The sequence below is a fragment of the Streptomyces sp. NPDC050211 genome (assembly GCF_040656035.1).
Classification (GTDB): Bacteria; Actinomycetota; Actinomycetes; order Streptomycetales; family Streptomycetaceae; genus Streptomyces.
Genome location: NZ_JBFALC010000108.1, coordinates 1 through 20,052 on the forward strand (window position 1 = coordinate 1; position 20,052 = coordinate 20,052).

At 70.5% G+C, this 20,052-nt stretch carries 20 protein-coding genes; 11 read left to right on the top strand and 9 right to left on the bottom strand.

Annotated features, from left to right (window positions below; genetic code table 11):
- Positions 1-116: 116 nt before the first annotated feature.
- The 5 genes from AB0I98_RS47075 to AB0I98_RS47095 form a co-directional block, all read right to left on the bottom strand.
- Positions 117-767, bottom strand: coding sequence for a TetR/AcrR family transcriptional regulator (locus tag AB0I98_RS47075; RefSeq protein WP_362952249.1), 651 nt, complete (start codon positions 765-767; stop codon positions 117-119).
- Positions 764-1,444, bottom strand: a complete 681-nt coding sequence (locus AB0I98_RS47080; RefSeq protein ID WP_362952250.1) for a DUF4166 domain-containing protein — start codon at positions 1,442-1,444, stop codon at positions 764-766. Before AB0I98_RS47080 ends, AB0I98_RS47075 begins: the two co-directional genes overlap by 4 nt.
- Complete coding sequence (locus AB0I98_RS47085; RefSeq protein ID WP_362952251.1) at positions 1,441-2,193, bottom strand: hypothetical protein; 753 nt, start codon at positions 2,191-2,193, stop codon at positions 1,441-1,443. Before AB0I98_RS47085 ends, AB0I98_RS47080 begins: the two co-directional genes overlap by 4 nt.
- 150 nt (positions 2,194-2,343) lie before the next feature.
- Entirely contained in the window at positions 2,344-2,640 is a 297-nt protein-coding gene (locus AB0I98_RS47090; RefSeq protein WP_362952252.1) for an MTH1187 family thiamine-binding protein, read from the bottom strand.
- Entirely contained in the window at positions 2,637-2,981 is a 345-nt protein-coding gene (locus AB0I98_RS47095) for a DUF3817 domain-containing protein (RefSeq protein WP_362952253.1), read from the bottom strand. Before AB0I98_RS47095 ends, AB0I98_RS47090 begins: the two co-directional genes overlap by 4 nt.
- Before the next feature lie 194 nt (positions 2,982-3,175).
- On the opposite strand from AB0I98_RS47095, the gene AB0I98_RS47100 reads away from it, so the two are divergent.
- The 4 genes from AB0I98_RS47100 (at position 3,176) to AB0I98_RS47115 (ending at position 5,820) form a co-directional block, all read left to right on the top strand.
- Entirely contained in the window at positions 3,176-3,808 is a 633-nt protein-coding gene (locus AB0I98_RS47100; protein WP_362952263.1) for an AIM24 family protein, read from the top strand.
- Between the two features lies 1 nt (position 3,809).
- Complete coding sequence (locus AB0I98_RS47105) at positions 3,810-4,460, top strand: AIM24 family protein (protein ID WP_362952254.1); 651 nt, start codon at positions 3,810-3,812, stop codon at positions 4,458-4,460.
- A 35-nt stretch (positions 4,461-4,495) separates the two neighbouring features.
- Positions 4,496-5,251, top strand: coding sequence for an AIM24 family protein (locus tag AB0I98_RS47110; RefSeq protein WP_362952264.1), 756 nt, complete (start codon positions 4,496-4,498; stop codon positions 5,249-5,251).
- 92 nt (positions 5,252-5,343) lie between these two features.
- Positions 5,344-5,820, top strand: coding sequence for a MarR family transcriptional regulator (locus tag AB0I98_RS47115; RefSeq protein WP_301984338.1), 477 nt, complete (start codon positions 5,344-5,346; stop codon positions 5,818-5,820).
- Between the two features lie 8 nt (positions 5,821-5,828).
- Here AB0I98_RS47115 and AB0I98_RS47120 read toward each other — a convergent pair whose 3' ends face one another.
- Positions 5,829-7,247 carry a HAMP domain-containing sensor histidine kinase gene (locus tag AB0I98_RS47120; protein WP_362952255.1) on the bottom strand — a complete coding sequence of 473 codons (1,419 nt, stop codon included), beginning with the start codon at positions 7,245-7,247 and terminating at the stop codon, positions 5,829-5,831.
- Positions 7,244-7,906: a response regulator transcription factor gene (locus AB0I98_RS47125; RefSeq protein WP_328438512.1), complete on the bottom strand. Its 663-nt coding sequence runs from the start codon at positions 7,904-7,906 to the stop codon at positions 7,244-7,246. The genes AB0I98_RS47120 and AB0I98_RS47125 overlap by 4 nt, the downstream gene beginning before the upstream one ends.
- Before the next feature lie 115 nt (positions 7,907-8,021).
- Between AB0I98_RS47125 and AB0I98_RS47130 the strand changes: the two genes are divergently transcribed.
- Complete coding sequence (locus tag AB0I98_RS47130; RefSeq protein WP_362952256.1) at positions 8,022-8,714, top strand: PepSY domain-containing protein; 693 nt, start codon at positions 8,022-8,024, stop codon at positions 8,712-8,714.
- A gap of 115 nt (positions 8,715-8,829) precedes the next feature.
- Here the strand turns inward: AB0I98_RS47130 and meaB are convergent, their stop codons facing one another.
- On the bottom strand, positions 8,830-9,786 hold the full coding sequence (meaB, locus tag AB0I98_RS47135) for a methylmalonyl Co-A mutase-associated GTPase MeaB (protein WP_362952257.1): 957 nt from the start codon (positions 9,784-9,786) through the stop codon (positions 8,830-8,832).
- Positions 9,787-9,820: 34 nt separating this feature from the next.
- Positions 9,821-11,023 (bottom strand): acetyl-CoA C-acetyltransferase, encoded by a 1,203-nt coding sequence (locus AB0I98_RS47140; protein ID WP_362952258.1) that lies wholly within the window; start codon positions 11,021-11,023, stop codon positions 9,821-9,823.
- Between the two features lie 147 nt (positions 11,024-11,170).
- Between AB0I98_RS47140 and mce the strand changes: the two genes are divergently transcribed.
- The 6 genes from mce to AB0I98_RS47170 all read left to right on the top strand — a co-directional run.
- Entirely contained in the window at positions 11,171-11,611 is a 441-nt protein-coding gene (mce, locus tag AB0I98_RS47145) for a methylmalonyl-CoA epimerase (protein ID WP_362952259.1), read from the top strand.
- A gap of 211 nt (positions 11,612-11,822) precedes the next feature.
- The gene (scy, locus tag AB0I98_RS47150) at positions 11,823-15,638 is read left to right on the top strand and encodes a polarized growth protein Scy (protein WP_362952260.1); all 3,816 of its coding nucleotides are present in this window, start codon (positions 11,823-11,825) and stop codon (positions 15,636-15,638) included.
- A gap of 183 nt (positions 15,639-15,821) precedes the next feature.
- Complete coding sequence (locus AB0I98_RS47155) at positions 15,822-16,760, top strand: cellulose-binding protein (RefSeq protein ID WP_210572646.1); 939 nt, start codon at positions 15,822-15,824, stop codon at positions 16,758-16,760.
- A gap of 205 nt (positions 16,761-16,965) precedes the next feature.
- Complete coding sequence (locus tag AB0I98_RS47160) at positions 16,966-17,919, top strand: ABC transporter ATP-binding protein (RefSeq protein ID WP_362952261.1); 954 nt, start codon at positions 16,966-16,968, stop codon at positions 17,917-17,919.
- A gap of 2 nt (positions 17,920-17,921) precedes the next feature.
- On the top strand, positions 17,922-18,692 hold the full coding sequence (locus AB0I98_RS47165) for an ABC transporter permease (protein ID WP_328356816.1): 771 nt from the start codon (positions 17,922-17,924) through the stop codon (positions 18,690-18,692).
- Positions 18,693-18,804: 112 nt separating this feature from the next.
- Positions 18,805-20,052: ABC transporter ATP-binding protein (locus AB0I98_RS47170; RefSeq protein ID WP_362952262.1), on the top strand; the 1,248-nt coding region annotated here is incomplete at its 3' end.

A 20,052-nucleotide genomic window follows, 5' to 3' on the forward strand; every position in this document is an offset into this window, starting at 1 on the left:
CCAAGCTGCGGGCATGCGTGCCGCCTGGGGCGGCACGGGTGGGCGCAGGCGGCACCCCGCAAGCGCCGGGCTGCGCGACCCACCCCCGCCCAGCCACCACGCCGGGTGCCATGTCGTCAGCGTCGGCTGGTCCGGCGGAGATGGTGGCGTACCGCCCGTTGCGCGACGGGCCCCAGTTCCTCCAACGCCCCGACAAGGAAGCCGAGTTGCTCCAGGGCGTCCAGCGCGGCGGTTGCCCCCGCCGTGTCCACCCCTTCGTACAGTTCGATGCCTACGAAGGACGCGGCGACCGCACGCGCCAGCCCCGCGGGGTCCGCGAACTCCCCGAAGGGTGTCGCCGGCAGGACGCGGGTGAGGACCTTCTCGATCTCGGCGATCCACAGGTCGAGCCCCGCCGCCGTGGCCGGGCCGAGGTTCTCGTGGGTCTGGGCGCCGGCGAGGAGCTGGCCGAGGAGGGCGACATGGCCTCCGGCGCGTTCCTGTTCGTGGATCTCCCGGCCGACGGTGAGAAGTTCGGAGAGGGACGTGACGGCGGCCAGGCGAGGGCGGTAGCGCGCCACTGTCCGCTCCGCGCCGTATCTGCATGCCGCTGCCAGCAACTCGTCCACCGAACCGAAGTGGTAGAAGACCAGCGCCTGATTGACCCCGGCCGCGGCCGCCACCGTGCGGGCCGAGGTCTTGGCGATGCCCTGCTCGGTGAGCGTCCGCAGCGCGCCCTCGAGGAGTTTGGTCTTGGTCTCGAGGGACTTCGCCGTCTCGGGGCTCATGCGCGGGACTCCTCGCGGACGGGGCGGAGACCGGGGCGTACACCGCATCGCTGTATGGCTGTGTACGTCGCCTTGAATGACCCCTCGTAGCCGAACAGCGGGCCGAAGTAACGGTTCACGACCTGGACTTGGATGCGGAAGCGGGCCGCGTCGTCGTCGTAGCTCTCCCGTACCTGCGCCGTCGCGCCGATCAGTTCGGGAACGCGTACGTCCACCGGGCCCTCCCGGAAGCGGTGTTCGCCGGAGCGGATCAGGAGCGAGCCGTCGGGCTCCGCGGTGAAGTGGAGGTCGGTCGCCAGGTGCTGGTGGGTGCCGAGGTAGTCGAGGATGCGGTCGCCCTTGGGGCTGAGCACCATCTGGGCGTCGAAACGGCGGGGGCGGCCGGGCAGGTCGAAGGTGCGCACGAAGGTCACCGTCTCACGGCCGTAGGAGTCCACGTAGGGGACGTTCTCGATGGTGAAGGGGACGTTCCGGCCGGTGCGCGGGACGAGGATGTTCCGGGTTGCGCCGAGGGTGAGGAAGGGTTTGAGCCAGGGGCCGCCGTGCCAGATGCGGTGCATGACGCCTTGGCCTGTGCACGCCTCGCCGGTTGAGAGGCCCACCGAAAAGCGGCGCTGCAGTTGGGGGTGGAGGCGGTCGAAGTCCTGGCCCATCACCGTGCGGAAGATCGACGTCATGACAGCTCCTTCAGCGTGCGCAGGACGCGCGGGGCACCCGCGCGCGTGGGTGGGGTGCGCAGGCAGCGGCGGGCGGCGGGCGTGCAGGCCAGGGGGGACTTGAGGAGGGCCGCGCAGATGGCGAGCGTCAGGAAGAGGGGGTAGACGAACGCCATCGTCGGCGCGAACGGGCCGAAGAGGGCGAGGGAGGAGGCCTTGAGCAGGGCCGTGGCGGCGAGCGTGAGGGTCAGGGCTCGTACGGCCATTTCCGCCAGCCAGTTCAGGAGCGCCCGCTCTGGCGTGATCCCCCGCTCCAGCCAGAGGCGGAGGCGGTCGAAGGACCATGCCGTCGCCCAGCCCATCAGGGGGCGGAGGATGAGGCGGTCGACAAGGGCGCCGAAGGCGCCCCAGCGGGGGCGGTAGTCGTAGCCGGTGAGGAAGCGGACTCCGTCGCCGTCGGGGACGTAGCGCCAATAACCGCTGCCCTCGGCGAGGAGGGAGAGGGGGTGCCGGGAGGCGAAGCGCAGGGCCGAGGTGCGGGTGCCGTCGGGGCGTTCCTTCTCGCCGGCCGAGATTCCGGTGCCGGCGATGGTGAGGAAGGGCAGCACGCGCGTGGCGTAGCGGAAGCGCTGGGGCTCGCCTTCGGTGCGCGGGAGGTAGTCGATCTCGGTGAAACGGAGGTCCCAGCGCTGGTGCTGGGAGGGCTCCTGGGTGCGGGTCCAGAGGTCGTCGAGGTCGGCGCGTATGAACGCCTCTATGTAGAGACCCATCGTTCTTCCCCCTCGTGGGCGCCTTTTTGAGCGACTGCTCAAACTGCTTGGGCAGGAGCGTAGCAGCTGTTTGAGCGATCGCTCAAACAGGTGGGACGAGAAAACCCCGGCCCTTGTCGGGCCGGGGTTCGCTGCTGGTGTGGGTGCCGGTTATTCGGCCAGGTGTCGCTCCACCGTCTCCACCTTGGAGGTGAGTCCGTCGGTCACTCCGGGGCGGATGTCCGCCTTGAGGACCAGGGACACGCGCGGGGCGCGCTGCTCCACCGCGGCGACCGCTCGCTTGACGACGTCCATGACCTCGTCCCAGCTGTCGCCCTCGATCGACGTGAACATCGCGTCCGTGCGGTGGGGCAGGCCCGACTCGCGGACCACGCGGACGGCCTCGGCGACGTACTCCCCCACGTCCTCGCCGACGCCCAGCGGCGTCACGGAGAAGGCGACGATCACGCGTTCACGATTCCTTCCTTGCGGGCGCGGGAGGCGATCACCGCGTTCTCGGCCTCGCGCTTGAGCTTGCGCTCGGCGAAGAAGCCGCCGGCCGGGAGGACGGAGAGGACGAAGTACAGGGCAGCGGTCTTCGGGGCCCACTTCGTGCGGTTCCAGGCGTCCGCCCAGAAGATCACGTACAGGATGAAGAGGACGCCGTGGATGATGCCCATCGGGCGGACGGCGTCGAATTCGGTGGTCCGCTTCAGCACCGAGCAGACGAGCAGGAGCAGGAACGACACCGCCTCGGGGACCGAGACGAGGCGGAGGCGGCGGAGGGCGGCGGCGGTCTTGAGGTCCACGGGTCACCTTCGGTGGGAGAGGCGTCGACTGCTTGTGAACAGGAGCACAAACGTCCTCCCATTGTGGCAAACGGCTGTGGGTGCGCGTGGCCGGGGGTGCGGCCCGCTCCGCCCCTAGGGGTGCGGTCAGGGTCGATCTCCACCCGTAGGGCCTGTTGGCGGACACCGGCTGCGGCTACCTTCGCACCGTGGCGATGTTCCGACTTCAAGGCAGCAAGGTGCTCGCCGTCGACATGACCGGGGACGCCGTGAAGGCGAAGAACGGCTCGATGGTCGCGTACGACGGGCAGATGGCCTTCAAGAAGCTGAGCGGCGGCGGTGAGGGCATCCGCGGGATGGTGACGCGGCGGATCACCGGGGAGCAGATGACGGTGATGGAGGTGAGGGGGCAGGGGACCTGTTGGTTCGCGGACCGGGCGTCCGAGATCAACCTCGTGAGTCTCCAGGGGGACAAGCTGTACGTGGAGTCGAGCAACCTGCTGGCGACCGACTCCGGGCTGCGGACGGGCACGTCCTTCACGGGGGTGCGCGGCGCCTCGCAGGGCAATGGGCTGTTCACCACGACCGTCGAGGGGCATGGCCAGGCGGCGATCATGTCCGACGGGCCGGCGGTGGTGCTGCGGGTGAGTCCGCAGTATCCGCTGAGCGTCGACCCGGGTGCCTATGTGGCGCATCAGGGGAATCTGCGGCAGTCGTTCCAGTCCGGTGTGACGTTCCGCACGTTCATGGGCGAGGGCGGCGGTGAGGCCTTCCAGATCCGCTTCGAGGGCGACGGGCTCGTGTATGTCCAGCCCAGTGAGCGGAACACCGTCGCGGGGGATGTGTGACATGGGCTTGCGTGAGATCAACTCCAGGATGGTCGAAGCGACCGTCATGCCCGGCCAGCGGCTGTTCAGCCAGCGCGGCGCCATGCTCGCCTACAAGGGCGAGGTGTCCTTCACGCCCAACATGGCCGGGGGCCAGGGCGGCATCATGTCGATGATCGGGCGCCGGGTCGCCAATGAGGACACCCCGCTGATGACCGTCGAGGGCAGCGGCACGGCGCTGTTCGGGCACGGCGGCCACCACGTCCAGGTGATCAACCTCTCCGGCGACACGCTGTGTGTGGAGGCGGACCGGCTGCTCGTCTTCGAGGGCACGCTTCAGCAGGGGACGATGTTCCTGGGGTCGCAGGGCGGCGTGATGGGCATGGTGCGGGGCCAGGTGTCGGGCCAGGGGCTGTTCACCACCACCCTCAAGGGGCAGGGCGCGGTCGCGGTGATGGCGCACGGCGGTGTCTTCGAGATACCGATCACCCCCCAGCGACCCGTCCATGTCGACCCGCAGGCGTACGTCGCCCACCACGGCGACGTGCGCAACAAGCTGTCGACCGCGCTGGGCTGGCGGGACATGGTGGGCCGTGGCTCAGGCGAGGCGTTCCAGCTGGAGCTGAGCGGCAACGGCGCGGTGTACGTCCAGGCCTCGGAGGAGAAGCTGTGACCTACGGAACCCCGGGCGTCGTCGTCCACGACCCGATGACCCTGCCCGCCGACGACAACGTGAACGCGTACACCTTCTGCGTGGAGCTCAAGGGCTCCCAGTGGTTCCTGCAGAAGGGGAAGATGATCGCCTACTACGGCTCGATCGACTTCAACGGCATCGGGCACGGCCGTTTGGACCGTCTTGTCCGTACGTCCTTTCATTCGCCTCTGCACGCAAGCGACTGGGTCGTGGCGGAGGGCTCGGGCAAGATGCTCCTCGCCGACCGGGCCTTCGACGTGAATCCGTACGACCTCGAGAACGGCAATCTGACCATTCGCTCGGGCAACCTCCTCGCTTTTCAGCCAAGTCTCGCGCTCAAGCAGTCGATCGTTCCGGGTTTTCTGACGCTGATCGGAACCGGCAAGTTCATAGCCGCATCTAACGGTCCGGTGGTGTTCATGGAACCGCCGATCCGGGTGGACCCGCAGGCGCTCGTCGGCTGGGCCGACTGCCCGTCGCCGTGCCATCACTACGACCACGGCTATATGACGGGCCTGATGGGCGGTCTACGTGCGATGACGGGCCTCGGTGGGGCCTCCGGAGAGGAGCATCAGTTCGAGTTCGTGGGTGCCGGTACGGTCCTGCTGCAATCCACCGAAACCCTGATGGCCGAGCAGGCCACGGGGGCGGTCCCGCAGCAGGCCGGCGTACCCGGTGGCCATGGGGGACACACAGGGCCCGGACAGCAACCGGGCGCACCGCGTCTTCCCGGACAGCTGGGGGACCTCCAGCGTCGCTTCGGGCTGTGAGCGGTAGTCTGCGGAGTGTGACGTCGAACGCGTGCACGCAGTCACACCACCCTCACTAGTTCGCCTTTCAACCTTTTAGGTAGACTTCATTCATGGAGACCGAGACGGCCACGCGCTGGCTGACCGATGCGGAGCAGTGCGCCTGGCGCACCCACCTGGAGGTCAACAGGCTGTTGACGTACCAGCTCGAGAAGGACCTGCAGCCGTTCGGCCTGACGATGAACGACTACGAGATCCTGGTGAATCTCTCCGAGTCGGAGGACGTACGGATGCGGATGAGCGACCTCGCGTCCGCCACCCTCCAGTCCAAGAGCCGCCTCTCACACCAGATCACCCGCATGGAGAACGCGGACCTGGTGCGGCGCGAGAACTGCGAGTCCGACCGCCGCGGGCTGTACGCGGTGCTGACCGAGCACGGCATGGAGACGATGAAGAAAGTCGCGCCCCATCATGTGGCGTCTGTGCGGAGGCACTTCATCGATCTGCTGTCCCCCGAGGCACTGACCGAGCTCGACAAGGCGCTGAAGCCGATCGCGGAGCACCTGCGCGGGCAGCGAGGGCGCCCCTGACGGCCTGATCAGGCAAGCGGCAGGCGGAGTGCGAACAGGGCTCCGCCTGCCGGTGCGTCCCGCACCGTGAGCGTGCCGCCGTGGCGTACGGCGACGTCCCGGGCGATGGCGAGGCCCAGCCCCGCGCCGCCGTCGTCACGGCTGCGGGCGGCGTCCAGCCGTACGAACCGCTCGAAGATCCGCTCCCGGTCGGCCTCCGGCACCCCCTCGCCGTCGTCGGCGACCTCGGCCACCGCCCGGTCGCCGTCCCGCCGCACGGCCACGGTGACCGCCGATCTGGCGTGCCGCTGCGCGTTGTCCAGCAGATTGGCCAGCACTCGCCCCAATTGCCCGCGTGATCCGGCCACTTCCACCGCACCCGGGACCTCGACCGTCACGCCCGCCCGGCCCGCGGCCTCTTCCCGGGCCAGCGCGGCGAGGTCCACCCGTGTGTCGGCCGGCCCCTCCCCCGCGTCCAGCCGGGCCAGCAGCAGCAGGTCGGCGGCCAGGTGCTGCAGTCGTACGGTGTCGGCGACCGCCCCGTCCAGGTCCAGCAACTCCGGGTGGGCGGCGGCCACTTCCAGCTGGGTGCGCAGCGACGCGATGGGGCTGCGCAGCTCGTGGGAGGCGTCGGCGACGAACCGCCGCTGGCGCTCCACGGAGGTCTCCAGGGCGGCCAGCGTCTCGTTCGTCGTCCGGGCGAGCCGGGCCACCTCGTCGTGCGTGTCCGGCACCGGCACGCGGCGTGCCAGGTCCTCGGAGGCGGTGATCGCGGCCATCTCGCCGCGGATGCCCTCGACCGGGCGCAGCGCGCGCCGGGTGACCAGCCAGGTCACGCCCGCGACGACGCCGAGCAGCAACGGGAAGCCGATCAGCATGACGGTCAGCGCGGTGTTGACGGCGCTCTGCTCGGCGGACAGCGGGGCGCCCGCGTAGACGGTCAGCGCGCCCTTGCCCGGGACCTCAACATGGACCTCGGCGAACCGGTAGTCGGCCGTCTCCCCCTCGATGGTCGCGGAACCGTCGTGGAACTTGGCGTGCCGGCCGATCTCACCGGGTTCCAGGGACTGGTCGTCGGAGTCGTCGTCATCGTCATCGTCGTCACCCGCCACCGGGCTGCCCCCCGGCGTCTGCGGCCGTACCGCGTCCGTGCCCGTCCCGCTGATCCGCTCCAGCTTCTCGCTGGCCGCGACGAGCCTGCCGTCCGCGTCGACGACCTGGACCGGCTGGTCGTCGTCCAGGGAGAGCTGGTCGTACGCCCTCCCGGCCGCGAGGTCGGCGGCCACCTCCCGCGCGGTCCGCTCGGCCTGTGTGCCCGCCTCGCCGACGAGGTTGGACCGCAGGGACAGCAGGACGGCGGCACCGGCCGCGAGCAGCGCCACGGCGACGACGAGGGTGGCGCCGAGCGTCGCCCGGGAGCGTACGGAGCCGAAGAGCCGTCGTCTCACGCCGTCTCCAGCCGGTAACCGGCGCCGCGCACCGTCCGAATGAGCCCGGCGCGCAGCTTGCGCCGCAGGGTGCTGACGTACACCTCGACGATGTTCGGGTCGCCCTCGTACGCGAAGTCCCAGACGTGCTCCAGGATCTCGGCCTTGGACACCACTTCGCCGGCCCGCAGCACGAGCTGCTCCAGCACCGCGAACTCCTTGGCGGTCAGGGCGACTTCGTCCTCGGCCAGGAAGACCCGGCGGGCGGCGGTGTCGACCTTCAGCTCGCCGTGGACGTGCACGGGCGAGGCCCCGGCGCCCTGCCGTCGCCGCATCAGTGCCTTGATCCGGGCGACCAGGACGACGTACGAGAACGGCTTGGTGAGGTAGTCGTCCGCGCCCGTGTCGAGGCCCTCCGCCTCGTCGTACTCCCCGTCCTTCGCGGTGAGCATCAGGATCGGCACGTCGTGGCCGGCGGCGCGCAGGGCGGCGCAGACGCGGTAGCCGTTGAGGCCGGGGAGCATGATGTCGAGGATCACCAGGTCGTACGTTCCCTCGGTCGCCCGGTGCAGGCCTTCGCGGCCGTCGTGCACGACGTCCACGGCGTAGCCCTCGGCCGTCAGGCCCTTGGCGAGCGACAGGGCGAGCCGCTTTTCGTCCTCCACGATCAACAGGCGCATGCGTACAGCGTGACAAAGCCAAGCTGAAGATCTCTTCAGGCGGCTTCAGGTTCCCCTCAGCGTCGGTCAGCCAGATTGATTCCCGTCGAACACGAACGACTCGGGAGGAATCCTCATGAAGCGCAACATCGTGATCGCCGCCGTCACGGCCGCCGCACTGATCGGAGGCGGTACGGCCACGGCACTCGCGGTCACGGGGGACGACGACGCGCCTGCGCGGCAGAAGGACGCGACGGTGACGCGGGACGACTCCGCGCCGCGCGTCGAGTCCGGCACCGTGACCGCCGCCGACGCGATCGCCGCCGCCCTCAAGGAAGCCCCGGGCACCGCGGTCTCCGCCGAACTGGACGACGACCGTGACGACGACGGGGATGACGGCGCGGCCGAATGGAAGGTCAGCGTCCTCGCCGACGACAACACCTGGCACCAGGTCCGCATCGACCCGGCCAACAGCAACGTCCTCGGCTCCCACACCGGGCGCGAGGACGATGACGACGACACCGCCGACGTACGCGCCGCCCTCAAGGGCACCTCCGTGACCGCCGCACAGGCCGCCGAGGCCGCCGCCGCCAAGGGAACGGTGACAGACGTGGACCTCGATGACGACGGCCGCGCCAAGGCCTGGGACGTCAACACGGGCTCGGGCAAGGACGACCGCGACTGGCGCGTCGACCTGAAGACCGGCAAGGTCACGGCGGACTCGGACGACGACGGCGATGACGACCGGAACGGCCGGGCGGACGACGGCCGCGACGACGACCGTCACGACAAGTCGGACCGTGCCGACGACGACCACGACGACGACTGACGAACGCTTGGCCGTCGTCGGCTGCGGGCCCGTCGTGGCTGGTCGCGCAGTTCCCCGCGCCCCTTCGGGGCGCTGCTCCGGCCGTCCGCTGATGGCGCTGCCTGCGGAGCGATCGTCAGCCCGCTGTGATCCCCGCCACCAGCTCGTCCGCCGCCCCATACGGGTCCAGCTCCCCCGCGACGATCCGCTCCGCCAGCGCGCTCAGCCGGCGGTCGCCGTGGAGGTCGCCGATGCGTTCGCGCAGGGCGGTGACGGCGATGGTCTCGACCTCGCGGGAGGCGCGGGCGAGGCGGCGCTCGGCGAGGACGCCGTGCTCCTCCATCCAGGCGCGGTGCTTCTCGAGCGCTTCGAGGACCTCGTCGATGCCCTCGGCACGAGAGGCGACCGTCTTGACGATCGGGGGGCGCCAGTCGCCCGGGCCCCGGGATTCGCCGAGGCCCAGCATGTGGTTGAGCTCGCGGGCGGTCGCGTCGGCGCCGTCGCGGTCGGCCTTGTTGACGACGTACACATCGCCGATCTCCAGGATTCCGGCCTTGGCGGCCTGGATGCCGTCGCCCATGCCGGGGGCGAGGAGGACCACGCTGGTGTCCGCCTGCGAGGCGATCTCGACCTCCGACTGGCCGACGCCGACGGTCTCGACCAGGATCACGTCGCAGCCGGCCGCGTCCAGTACGCGGATCGCCTGCGGCGCGGACCACGCGAGGCCGCCCAGGTGGCCGCGCGTCGCCATGGAGCGGATGTAGACGCCGGGGTCGGAGGCGTGCTCCGACATACGGACGCGGTCGCCGAGCAGAGCGCCGCCGGAGAACGGTGAGGACGGGTCGACGGCGAGCACGCCGACCCGCTTGCCCTGCTTGCGATACGCCGTGACGAGTGCCGACGTCGATGTCGACTTGCCGACACCCGGTGAGCCGGTGAGGCCGACGACGTACGCGTTGCCCGTCAACGGGGCCAGCGCCGTCATGACCTCACGGAGCTGCGGGGACGCCCCCTCCACCAGGGAGATCAGCCGGGCCACGGCCCGCGGCCGGCCTTCTCTGGCCTGGGCCACCAGCGTGGAGACGTCCTGCATCACAGCTCCGTTCAGCTCGCCTACGTAAACGACATCAGGCCTTGGGTACCCGCACGATGAGCGCGTCACCCTGCCCGCCGCCGCCGCACAGCGCGGCCGCGCCGACGCCGCCGCCCCGGCGCTTCAGCTCCAGCGCCAGGTGCAGCACGAGGCGGGCGCCCGACATGCCGATCGGGTGGCCCAGGGCAATCGCGCCCCCATTGACGTTCACCCTTTCGCTGGACACTCCGAGGTCCTTCATTGACTGGACGGCGACCGCCGCGAACGCCTCGTTGATCTCGATGAGGTCGAGGTCCGCGACCTCCAGGCCCTCCTTCTTCAGGGCGTGCAGGATCGCGTTCGACGGCTGCGACTGGAGAGAGTTGTCCGGACCGGCCACATTGCCGTGGGCGCCGATCTCGGCGATCCACTCGAGGCCCAGCTCCTGCGCCTTGGCCTTGCTCATCACGACCACGGCCGCCGCACCGTCGGAGATCTGCGAGGCCGAACCCGCGGTGATCGTGCCGTCCTTGGCGAACGCCGGGCGCAGCTTGCCCAGCGACTCGGCCGTCGTCTCGGCGCGGATGCCCTCGTCCTTGCTGAAGACGACGGGCTCGCCCTTGCGCTGCGGGATCTCGACCGGGGTGATCTCCGCCTCGAAGACGCCGTTCTTCTGGGCGGCCGCGGCGCGCTGGTGGGACAGGGCGGCGATCTCGTCCTGCTCGGGGCGCGCGATGCCCAGCTTTGTGTTGTGCTTCTCGGTCGACTGGCCCATGGGGACGTTCTCCCACGGGTCGGTCAGGCCGTCGTACGCCATGGCGTCGAGCATCTCGATCGCCCCGTACTTGTATCCCTCGCGGGACTTCGGGAGCAGATGGGGGGCGTTGGTCATGGACTCCTGGCCGCCGGCCACGATCACGTCGAACTCGCCGGCGCGGATCAGCTGATCCGCGAGCGCGATCGCGTCGAGGCCCGACAGGCACACCTTGTTGACGGTGAGCGCCGGGACGTTCATCGGAATGCCCGCCTTGACCGCGGCCTGGCGTGCCGGGATCTGCCCTGCCCCGGCCTGGAGCACCTGGCCCATGATCACGTACTGCACCTGGTCGCCACCGATCCCCGCACGGTCGAGGGCGGCCTTGATCGCGAAGCCGCCTAGATCGGCCCCGGAGAACGACTTGAGCGAGCCGAGCAACCGACCCATCGGAGTGCGGGCACCCGCGACGATGACGGATGTCGTGGTGTTCGTTCCAGACATGAGGTGCGATCCCCTTTCAGCTGCACAGCTGAGGAGTGAACGAGGGTTTACTTCGAATGTACTGAGCGGTAGTCCACCGCGTCATCCGGCAGTCGGTGTGATCGCGCGCACGTTGCGTAACCGCTGCCGTAGCGCTGCACTGACTTCATGCTGACGCGAATCGACCACATCGGGATCGCCTGCTTCGACCTCGACAAGACCGTCGAGTTCTATCGGGCCACTTATGGCTTCGAGGTGTTCCACTCCGAGATCAACGAGGAGCAGGGCGTACGCGAGGCCATGCTCAAGATCAACGATACGTCCGACGGCGGGGCGTCCTACCTCCAGCTCCTGGAGCCCATCCGCGAGGACTCCACCGTCGCGAAGTGGCTGGCGAAGAACGGGGAGGGCGTCCACCACATCGCCTTCGGCACGGCGGACGTGGACGCCGATGCCGCGGACATCAAGGACAAGGGCGTACGCGTGCTCTACGAAGAGCCCCGACGCGGCTCCATGGGGTCACGGATCACGTTCCTGCACCCGAAGGATTGCCATGGCGTCCTGACAGAACTGGTCACTTCGGCGCCTGTTGAGTCACCTGAGCACTGACCCCCGTACATATGGGCCGGTAGGGTTGGGGGCGGTCGCCGCTCAACCCTGTGGTGACCGCTGGCCGGGGTCCGGGTTTCGGGGGGCGAGCGTCGGGGCGGCAGCCCGTGCTCAGCCGTTGATCTGACACCATTCCCCGGGGGCCCCGTTCGGCGGATGGACGGTGCTCGTTTGGAGAGACTTGCGACCAGGGGACGGATGGGACCGCGCAGTGCGGGGCTACGAAAGCCAGGAGCGAGAGCCGGCGGCTGACGTCGACCACCTCTCTCGGTTCGAGGCCGAGATGGATCGGCTGAAGACCGAGCGTGAAAAGGCGATCCAGCACGCCGAGGACCTCGGCTACCAGGTCGAGGTGCTGCGCGCCAAGCTGCACGAGGCGCGGCGCACCCTCATGTCCCGGCCCGCCTACGAGGGCGGCGACATCGGCTACCAGGCCGAGCAGTTGCTGCGCAACGCCCAGATGCAGGCCGACCAGCTGCGGCTGGACGCCGAGCGGGAGATGAGCCAGGCCCGGGCGCAGACCCAGCGGATCCTCCAGGAGCACGCCGAGCAGGCCGCCCGGCTCCAGGCGGAGTTGCACCAGGAGGCGGTCACCCGCCGCCAGCAGCTCGACCAGGAGCTGGCCGAGCGCCGGCAGACCGTCGAGTCGCACGTCAACGAGAACGTGGCATGGGCCGAGCAGCTGCGCGCCCGCAGCGAGCAGCAGGCCCGCCGGCTCCTCGAGGAGTCCCGTGCGGAGGCCGAGAAGGCCATGGCCACCGCGCGCGCCGAGGCCGAGCGGCTCACCGCCGAGGCCCGGCAGCGGCTGACCAGCGAGGCCGAGACGGCCCGTGCGGAGGCCGAGCAGTTGCTGCGCCGTGCCCGCGCGGACGCCGAGCGGCTGCTGAACGCGGCGTCCACTCAGGCCCAGGAGGCCACGGACCACGCCGAGCAGCTGCGCAGTTCCACGACGAACGAGTCGGAGTCGGCCCGCCGCCAGGCCACCGAGATGAGCCGGGCCGCCGAGCAGCGGATGGCGGAGGCCGAGAAGGCGCTGCGCACGGCGCAGGCCGAGGCCGAGAAGGTGCTCACCGAGGCCAAGGAGGCCGCCGCCAAGGCCCTCTCCAGCGCCGAGGCCGCCAATGAGCAGCGCACGCGTACGGCGAAGGAGCAGGTCGCCCGGCTGGTCAGCGAGGCCACCAAGGAGGCCGAGGCCACCAAGACGGACGCCGAGCAGATCGTCTCGGACGCCCGTGCCGAGGCCGAGCGGATCGTCGAGGAGGCCGCCGAGAAGGCCCGCACGCTCACCGCCGAGGAGAGCGCGACCCAGCTGTCGAAGGCGGCCAAGACCGCCGAGGACGTCCTCAACAAGGCGCAGGAGGACGCGCAGAACACCACCAAGGCGGCTGCCGAGGAGGCCGAGCGGATTCGCCGCGAGGCGGAGGCCGAGGCCGACCGGCTGCGCGCCGAGGCGCATGACATCGCCGAGCAGCTCAAGGGCTCGGCGAAGGACGACACCAAGGAGTACCGCGCCAAGACGGTCGAGCTGCAGGAGGAGGCCCGCCGGCTGCGCGGCGAGGCCGAGCAGCTGCGCGCCGACGCGGTCGCCGAGGGCGAGAAGATCCGCGCGGAGGCCCGCAAGGAGGCCGTCCAGCAGATCGAGGAGGCGGCCAAGACCGCCGAGGAGCTGCTCTCCAAGGCGAAGGCGGACGCCGACGAGCTGCGCCAGACCGCCCAGTCGGACAGCGAGAAGGTCCGTACGGAGGCGATCGAGCGGGCGACGACGCTGCGCCGCCAGGCCGAGGAGACCCTGCAGCGCACCCGCCAGGAGGCCGAGCGGCACCGCGAGGAGGTCGTCGAGCAGGCCGAGGGCATCAAGGCGGACGCCGAGCGGGCCTCGCGTGAGCTGCGCGAGGAGACCGAGCGCGCCATAGAGGCCCGCCGTGCCGAGGCCGCCGAGGGACTGACCCGGCTGCACACGGAGGCCGAGGAGCGGCTCGCGGCGGCCGAGCAGGCGCTGGCCGACGCCCGCGACGAGGCCGCGCGGATCCGTCGCGAGGCCGCTGAGGAGACGGAGCGGCTGCGCTCCGAGGCCGCCGAGCGGATCCGTACGCTCCAGGCGCAGGCCGAGGCAGAGGCCGAGCGGCTGCGGGACGAGGCCGCGTCGGACGCGTCCGCCTCCCGCGCCGAGGGCGAGGCCATCGCCGTACGCCTGCGGTCGGAGGCCGCGGCGGAGGCCGAGCGGCTGAAGTCGGAGGCCCAGGACACCGCCGACCGGGTCCGCGCGGAGGCTCAGGCCGCCGCCGAGCGGCTCGGCACGGAGGCCACGGAGACGCTGGCCGCCGCCCAGGAGGAGGCCGCCCGGCGCCGCCGCGAGGCCGAGGAACTCCTCGGCTCCGCGCGCCAGGAGGCGGACCAGGAGCGGCAGCGGGCCCGCGAGCAGAGCGAGGAGCTGCTGGCCTCCGCGCGCAACCGCGTGGAGGAGGCGCAGACCGAGGCGCTCCGGCTGATCGAGGAGGCCGACCGGCGCGCCACCGAGATGGTGTCGGCGGCCGAGCAACACGCCCAGCAGGTACGGGACTCGGTCGTCGGGCTGCACGAGCAGGCCCAGGAGGAGATCACCGGGCTGCGCTCCGCCGCCGAGCACGCGGCGGACCGTACCCGGCGCGAGGCGCAGGAGGAGGCCGACCGGGTTCGCTCGGACGCCTACGCCGAGCGGGAGCGGGCCAGCGAGGACGCGGGCCGTATCCGGCGCGAGGCGGCCGAGGAGACGGAGGCCGCCAAGTCCCTGGCGGAGCGCACCGTTTCGGAGGCGATCGCCGAGTCGGAGCGGCTGCGTTCGGACGCGGCCGAGCATGCCCAGCGGCTGCGCACGGAGGCGTCGGACCTCACCGCGCAGGCCGAGCAGGACGCCTCGCGCACCCGGGCGGACGCCCGCGAGGACGCCAACCGCATCCGGTCGGACGCGGCGACGCAGGCGGACACCCTCATCACCGAGGCGCGGTCCGAGGCGGAGCGGCTGGCCACGGAGACGGCCGCGGAGGCCGAGCAGCGGTTGTCGGACGCGACCAGCGACGCGGAGCGGCTGCGCGCGGAGGCCGCCGAGACCGTCGGCGCGGCCCAGCAGCACGCCGAGCGAGTCCGGGCCGAGTCGGCGCGGGTCAAGGCGGAGGCCGAAGCGGAGGCGGAGCGGCTGGTGTCGTCGGCGCGCGAGGAGGCCGACCGCACCCTCGACGAGGCCCGCAAGGAGTCCAACAAGCGGCGCTCCGAGGCCGCCGAGCAGGTCGACAAGCTCATCACGGAGACCACGGCCGAGGCGGACAAGCTGCTCACCGAGGCGCAGCAGCAGGCGCACAAGACGACGGCCGAGGCGGAGGCGCAGGCCGACACGATGGTCGGCGCGGCCCGCAGCGAGGCCGACCGGCTGGTGTCCGAGGCGACCGTCGAGGGCAACGCGATGGTGGAGAAGGCCCGTACGGACGCGGACGAGTTGCTCGTCGGCGCCCGCCGGGACGCCACCGCGATCCGGGAGCGCGCCGAGGAGCTGCGCGACCGCATCACGACGGAGATCGAGGAACTGCACGAGCGGGCCCGCCGTGAGTCGGCCGAGACGATGAAGTCGGCGGGCGACCGCTGCGACGCGCTCATCAAGGCCGCCGAGGAACAGCTCGCCAAGGCGCAGGCGAAGGCCAAGGAACTGGTCTCGGAGGCCAACTCCGAGGCGGGCAAGGTCCGTATCGCCGCGGTCAAGAAAGCCGAGGGGCTGCTCAAGGAGGCCGAGCAGAAGAAGGCGACGCTCGTCAGGGAGGCCGAGGAGCTCAAGGCCGAGGCGATCCGCGAGGCGAAGCGCACGGTCGAGGAGGGCAAGCGCGAGCTGGAGACGCTGGTGCGGCGCCGCGAGGACATCAATGCCGAGATCTCCCGCGTGCAGGACGTCCTGGAGGCGCTCGAGTCCTTCGAAGCGCCGTCCGCGGGCAAGGATGGCGCAGTCAAGGCGGGTGCGACGGTCGGCGCCCCCCGATCGGGTGGCAAGTCGCCGGAGGGCTAGCGCAGTCGAGGAGTTTCGGTGTCTTCTGGGGCCTTTGACCAAGTCTTTGGCAAGCCGTCTGACGGTTAGCCACCCAAAAGGGGTGTCATTCTCCAGATCAAACACGCATCCGCTCGATGACACACCGCTTCGGCCCCTAGGATTCCCCCTATCACCTCACCGGTCTCTTTCGACAGGAACCCCATGAGCGACACTTCCCCCTACGGCTTCGAGCTTGTGCGGCGTGGGTACGACCGCGCTCAGGTGGACGAACGGATCTCCAAGCTCGTCTCCGACCGTGACAGCGCTCTCGCCCGCATCACCGCTCTGGAAAAGCGCATCGAGGAGCTCCACCTCGAAACGCAGAACGCCCAGGCTCAGGTGAACGACGCCGAGCCGTCGTACGCCGGCCTCGGCGCGCGCGTCGAGAAGATCCTTCGCCTCGCCGAGGAAGAGGCCAAGGATCTGCGCGAGGAGGCCCGCCGCGCCGCCGAGCAGCACCGCGAACTCGCCGAGTCGTCGGCCCAGCAGGTCCGCAACGACGCAGAATCGTTCGCTGCGGAGCGCAAGGCCAAGGCTGAGGACGAAGGCGTCCGGATCGTCGAGAAGGCCAAGAGCGACTCCGCCCAGCTGCGTGCCGAGGCGCAGAAGGACGCACAGTCCAAGCGCGAGGAGGCGGACGCCCTCTTCGAGGAGACCCGCGCCAAGGCCGCGCAGGCCGCCGCCGACTTCGAGACGAACCTCGCCAAGCGCCGCGAGCAGTCCGAGCGCGACCTGGCCTCGCGTCAGGCCAAGGCCGAGAAGCGCCTCGCCGAGATCGAGCACCGCGCGGAGCAGCTGCGCCTGGAGGCGGAGAAGCTGCGCACGGACGCCGAGCGCCGCGCCCGCCAGACGGTGGAGACGGCTCAGCGCCAGGCCGAGGACATCGTGGCCGACGCCAACGCCAAGGCCGACCGCATCCGTTCGGAATCCGAGCGCGAGCTGGCCGCCCTCACCAACCGCCGCGACTCCATCAACGCACAGCTGACCAACGTGCGCGAGATGCTGGCGACCCTCACGGGCGCCGCGGTGGCCGCGACCGGCGCCCCAGCGGCGGAGGACGAGCCGATCTCCCGCGGGGTTCCGGCTCAGCAGACCCGGTAAGCGAGTGAGTTAGTAGCGAGTGAGTTAGTACGACCGAGGCCCGCATCCCCTGGGCAGGGGATGCGGGTCTTCGTCGTCCCCGGCAGCCCCATGGCACCCGTACGCCGCTTTGTGGGTGACGGCTTTGGCGATTGTTGCCACAGCCGTCGGCCTCGGTTTGCCAGTCCGGGTGGCATCCGCCGAACGCCCGATTTAGCGTTGCCGCATGATTGAGCTCGAGGGGCTGACCAAGCGGTACGGCGAGAAGGTGGCGGTCAACAACCTCACCTTCGCCGTCAGACCGGGAATCGTCACGGGGTTCCTCGGGCCGAACGGTGCGGGCAAGTCCACCACCATGCGGATGATTCTCGGGCTCGACCACCCCACCGCCGGCGACGTCCGCATCGACGGCAAGCACTACGACCAGCTGAAGGACCCGCTGACGTACATCGGCGCCCTGCTGGAGGCGAAGGCCTGGCACGGCGGGCGCAGCGCCTACAACCACCTGCTGTGCCTCGCGCAGAGCAACGGCATTCCGAGCAGCCGGGTGCGGGAGGTGCTGGAGACGGTCGGACTGACGGCGGTCGCGCGGAAGAAGACCAAGGGCTTCTCGATGGGCATGGGCCAGCGGCTCGGCATCGCGGGCGCGCTCCTCGGCGACCCGCGGATCCTGATGTTCGACGAGCCGGTCAACGGTCTCGACCCCGAGGGCATCCACTGGATCCGCAACCTCATGAAGTCGCTGGCCGCACAGGGCCGTACGGTCTTCGTCTCCTCGCACCTGATGAGCGAGATGGCGCTGACCGCGGACCACCTCGTCGTCATCGGCCAGGGCCGGCTGCTCGCCGACACCACCATGGCCGACTTCATCGCGCGCAACTCGCGGTCGTACGTCCGGATCCGCACCCCGCAGCGCGAGCGGCTGCTCGATGTGCTGCACGGAGCCGGGGTCACCGTCGTGGAGACCGGCAACGGAACCCTCGAGGTCGACGGCAGCAAGTCCGAGCGGATCGGCGAGCTGGCCGCGCAGCACCAGATCGTGCTGCATGAGCTGAGCCCGCAGCAGGCCTCGCTGGAGGAGGCGTTCATGCAGCTGACCGCCGAATCGGTGGAATACCACGCACACTCCGAGGCCCCCCGGCAAGAACCGTGGGGCAACGGTTGGAACAGGGAGGCCTGAGCATGGCGGCGACCCAGGTCATCCGCTCCGAGTGGACGAAGATCCGCTCCGTCGCGTCCACCGTCTGGACGCTCTCCCTCGCCGTGGTGGTCACCATCGGCCTCGGCATCCTGATCTCGGCCCTGTCGAAGAGCGAGTTCGACAACATGAGCCGGCAGGACCAGCTCTCCTTCGACCCGACCTTCATCAGCTTCGCGGGGATGAGCCTCGGTCAGCTGGCGATGATCGTGTTCGGCGTGCTCGTCGTCTCGAACGAGTACAGCACCGGCATGATCCGCAGCTCGCTGGCCGCGGTGCCGCAGCGCGGCACCTTCCTGGTCAGCAAGATCGCGGTCGCCACGGGCCTCTGCCTGGCCGTCGGCCTCGTCACCAGCTTCGTCACGTTCTTCCTGGGGCAGGCGATGCTCGGCGACCTCAAGGCCTCCATCGGCGACCCGGGCGTGCTGCGCGCGGTCATCGGCGGCGGGGTCTACATGACCCTCATCGCGATGTTCTCGATGGGCGTCGCCGCGATGCTGCGCTCACCGATGCTGTCGCTGGGCATCCTGATGCCGTTCTTCTTCCTGATCTCCAACATCCTCGGCAATGTCTCGGCGACGAAGAAGATCGGCCAGTACCTGCCCGACCAGGCCGGCAGCAAGATCATGCAGGTGGTCACGCCGGTCGACGACGACGCCCCGTACGGCCCCTGGGGCGGGCTCGCGATCATGGCGCTGTGGGTGGTCGTGGCGCTTGTGGGCGGTTATGTACTGCTGAAGAAACGGGACGCCTGAACCTTACGGTTTTGCTTCATCTTGAAGGGAACCGTCAGTGCCCGGATATCCTCCTAACCCTTACGGGGGGCGTGTGCCCCGCTGTCCTGAACCTTTTTGATGGGTGCGGAGCATGATCGAGGCAGTCGGCCTGACCAAGCGCTACGGCGACAAGACCGCTGTGTACAACCTTTCCTTCCAGGTGCGGCCCGGGGCCGTCACCGGCTTCCTCGGGCCGAACGGCTCGGGCAAGTCGACGACGATGCGGATGATCCTCGGCCTGGACAACCCCACCTCGGGGCAGGTGACGATCGGCGGCTACCCCTATCGCAAGCTGCCCAACGCCCCCCGCCAGGTCGGCGCGCTGCTCGACGCCAAGGCCGTGCACGGCGGCCGGGCCGCCCGCAACCACCTGCTCTGCCTCGCCCAGCTCTCCGGCATCCCGGCCCGCCGCGTGGACGAGGTGCTCGGCGTGGTCGGTCTGCAGGACGTGGCCAGGAAGCGCTCCAAGGGCTTCTCCCTCGGCATGGGCCAGCGCCTCGGCATCGCCGCCGCGCTGCTCGGTGACCCCCAGGTGCTGCTGTTCGACGAGCCGGTCAACGGCCTCGACCCCGAGGGCATCCTCTGGGTGCGCAACCTGATGAAGTCGCTCGCGGCGGAGGGCCGTACGGTCTTCGTCTCCTCGCACCTGATGAGCGAGATGGCGGTGACCGCCGACCACCTCATCGTGATCGGCCGCGGGCAGCTGCTCGCCGACATGCGCATCACGGACTTCATCTCGGCGAACTCCGCCGACTTCGCGCGCGTGCGCACCCCCGACACCGAGCCGCAGCTGCGCGAGAAGCTGACCACCGCGATCACCGAGGCGGGCGGGCACGTCCTGCCCGAGCAGGACGGCGCGCTGCGGGTGACCGGGCTGCCGCTGGCCCGCATCAGCGACATCGCGCACGAGTCGGACGTACGCCTGTGGGAGCTGTCGCCGCACCAGGCCTCGCTGGAGGAGGCGTACATGCGGATGACGCAGGGCGCCGTCGACTACCGCTCGACGGTCGACCAGAAGGAGGGGCTGATGCAGCCCCTGCCGCCCGGCACGCAGCCGCCGATGCCGGTACCGGGCCAGGGCCAGCCCGGCTGGTACGCCCCGCCGCCGCCCCAGCAGGGCGGGCAGCCGTTCGCCCCGCCGACCGCGCAGGGACAGGGCATGTACGGCGCTCCTGCCGCGCCCGGAGCCGCCCCCGGCGCGGGACAGCCCAACCCGTACGCCCAGCCCGCGCCGCCGGCTCAGCAGCCCGCGTCCGCGCAGTCGACGCCCGCACCCCAGCAGCCCGCTGCCGCACCCCCCCCGGCCACGCCCCCCCCCGCCCCGGCCCCCGCGCCCCCC

What these genes read in the sequence shown, in the direction of transcription:
- AB0I98_RS47075 (WP_362952249.1), bottom strand. Translation starts at nt 767, where the DNA reads ATGAGCCCCGAGACGGCGAAGTCCCTCGAGACCAAGACCAAACTCCTC.
- AB0I98_RS47080 (WP_362952250.1), bottom strand. Translation starts at nt 1,444, where the DNA reads ATGACGTCGATCTTCCGCACGGTGATGGGCCAGGACTTCGACCGCCTC.
- AB0I98_RS47085 (WP_362952251.1), bottom strand. Translation starts at nt 2,193, where the DNA reads ATGGGTCTCTACATAGAGGCGTTCATACGCGCCGACCTCGACGACCTC.
- AB0I98_RS47100 (WP_362952263.1), top strand. Translation starts at nt 3,176, where the DNA reads ATGTTCCGACTTCAAGGCAGCAAGGTGCTCGCCGTCGACATGACCGGG.
- AB0I98_RS47105 (WP_362952254.1), top strand. Translation starts at nt 3,810, where the DNA reads ATGGGCTTGCGTGAGATCAACTCCAGGATGGTCGAAGCGACCGTCATG.
- AB0I98_RS47110 (WP_362952264.1), top strand. Translation starts at nt 4,496, where the DNA reads ATGACCCTGCCCGCCGACGACAACGTGAACGCGTACACCTTCTGCGTG.
- AB0I98_RS47115 (WP_301984338.1), top strand. Translation starts at nt 5,344, where the DNA reads ATGGAGACCGAGACGGCCACGCGCTGGCTGACCGATGCGGAGCAGTGC.
- AB0I98_RS47125 (WP_328438512.1), bottom strand. Translation starts at nt 7,906, where the DNA reads ATGCGCCTGTTGATCGTGGAGGACGAAAAGCGGCTCGCCCTGTCGCTC.
- AB0I98_RS47130 (WP_362952256.1), top strand. Translation starts at nt 8,022, where the DNA reads ATGAAGCGCAACATCGTGATCGCCGCCGTCACGGCCGCCGCACTGATC.
- meaB (WP_362952257.1), bottom strand. Translation starts at nt 9,786, where the DNA reads ATGCAGGACGTCTCCACGCTGGTGGCCCAGGCCAGAGAAGGCCGGCCG.
- AB0I98_RS47140 (WP_362952258.1), bottom strand. Translation starts at nt 11,023, where the DNA reads ATGTCTGGAACGAACACCACGACATCCGTCATCGTCGCGGGTGCCCGC.
- mce (WP_362952259.1), top strand. Translation starts at nt 11,171, where the DNA reads ATGCTGACGCGAATCGACCACATCGGGATCGCCTGCTTCGACCTCGAC.
- AB0I98_RS47155 (WP_210572646.1), top strand. Translation starts at nt 15,822, where the DNA reads ATGAGCGACACTTCCCCCTACGGCTTCGAGCTTGTGCGGCGTGGGTAC.
- AB0I98_RS47160 (WP_362952261.1), top strand. Translation starts at nt 16,966, where the DNA reads ATGATTGAGCTCGAGGGGCTGACCAAGCGGTACGGCGAGAAGGTGGCG.
- AB0I98_RS47165 (WP_328356816.1), top strand. Translation starts at nt 17,922, where the DNA reads ATGGCGGCGACCCAGGTCATCCGCTCCGAGTGGACGAAGATCCGCTCC.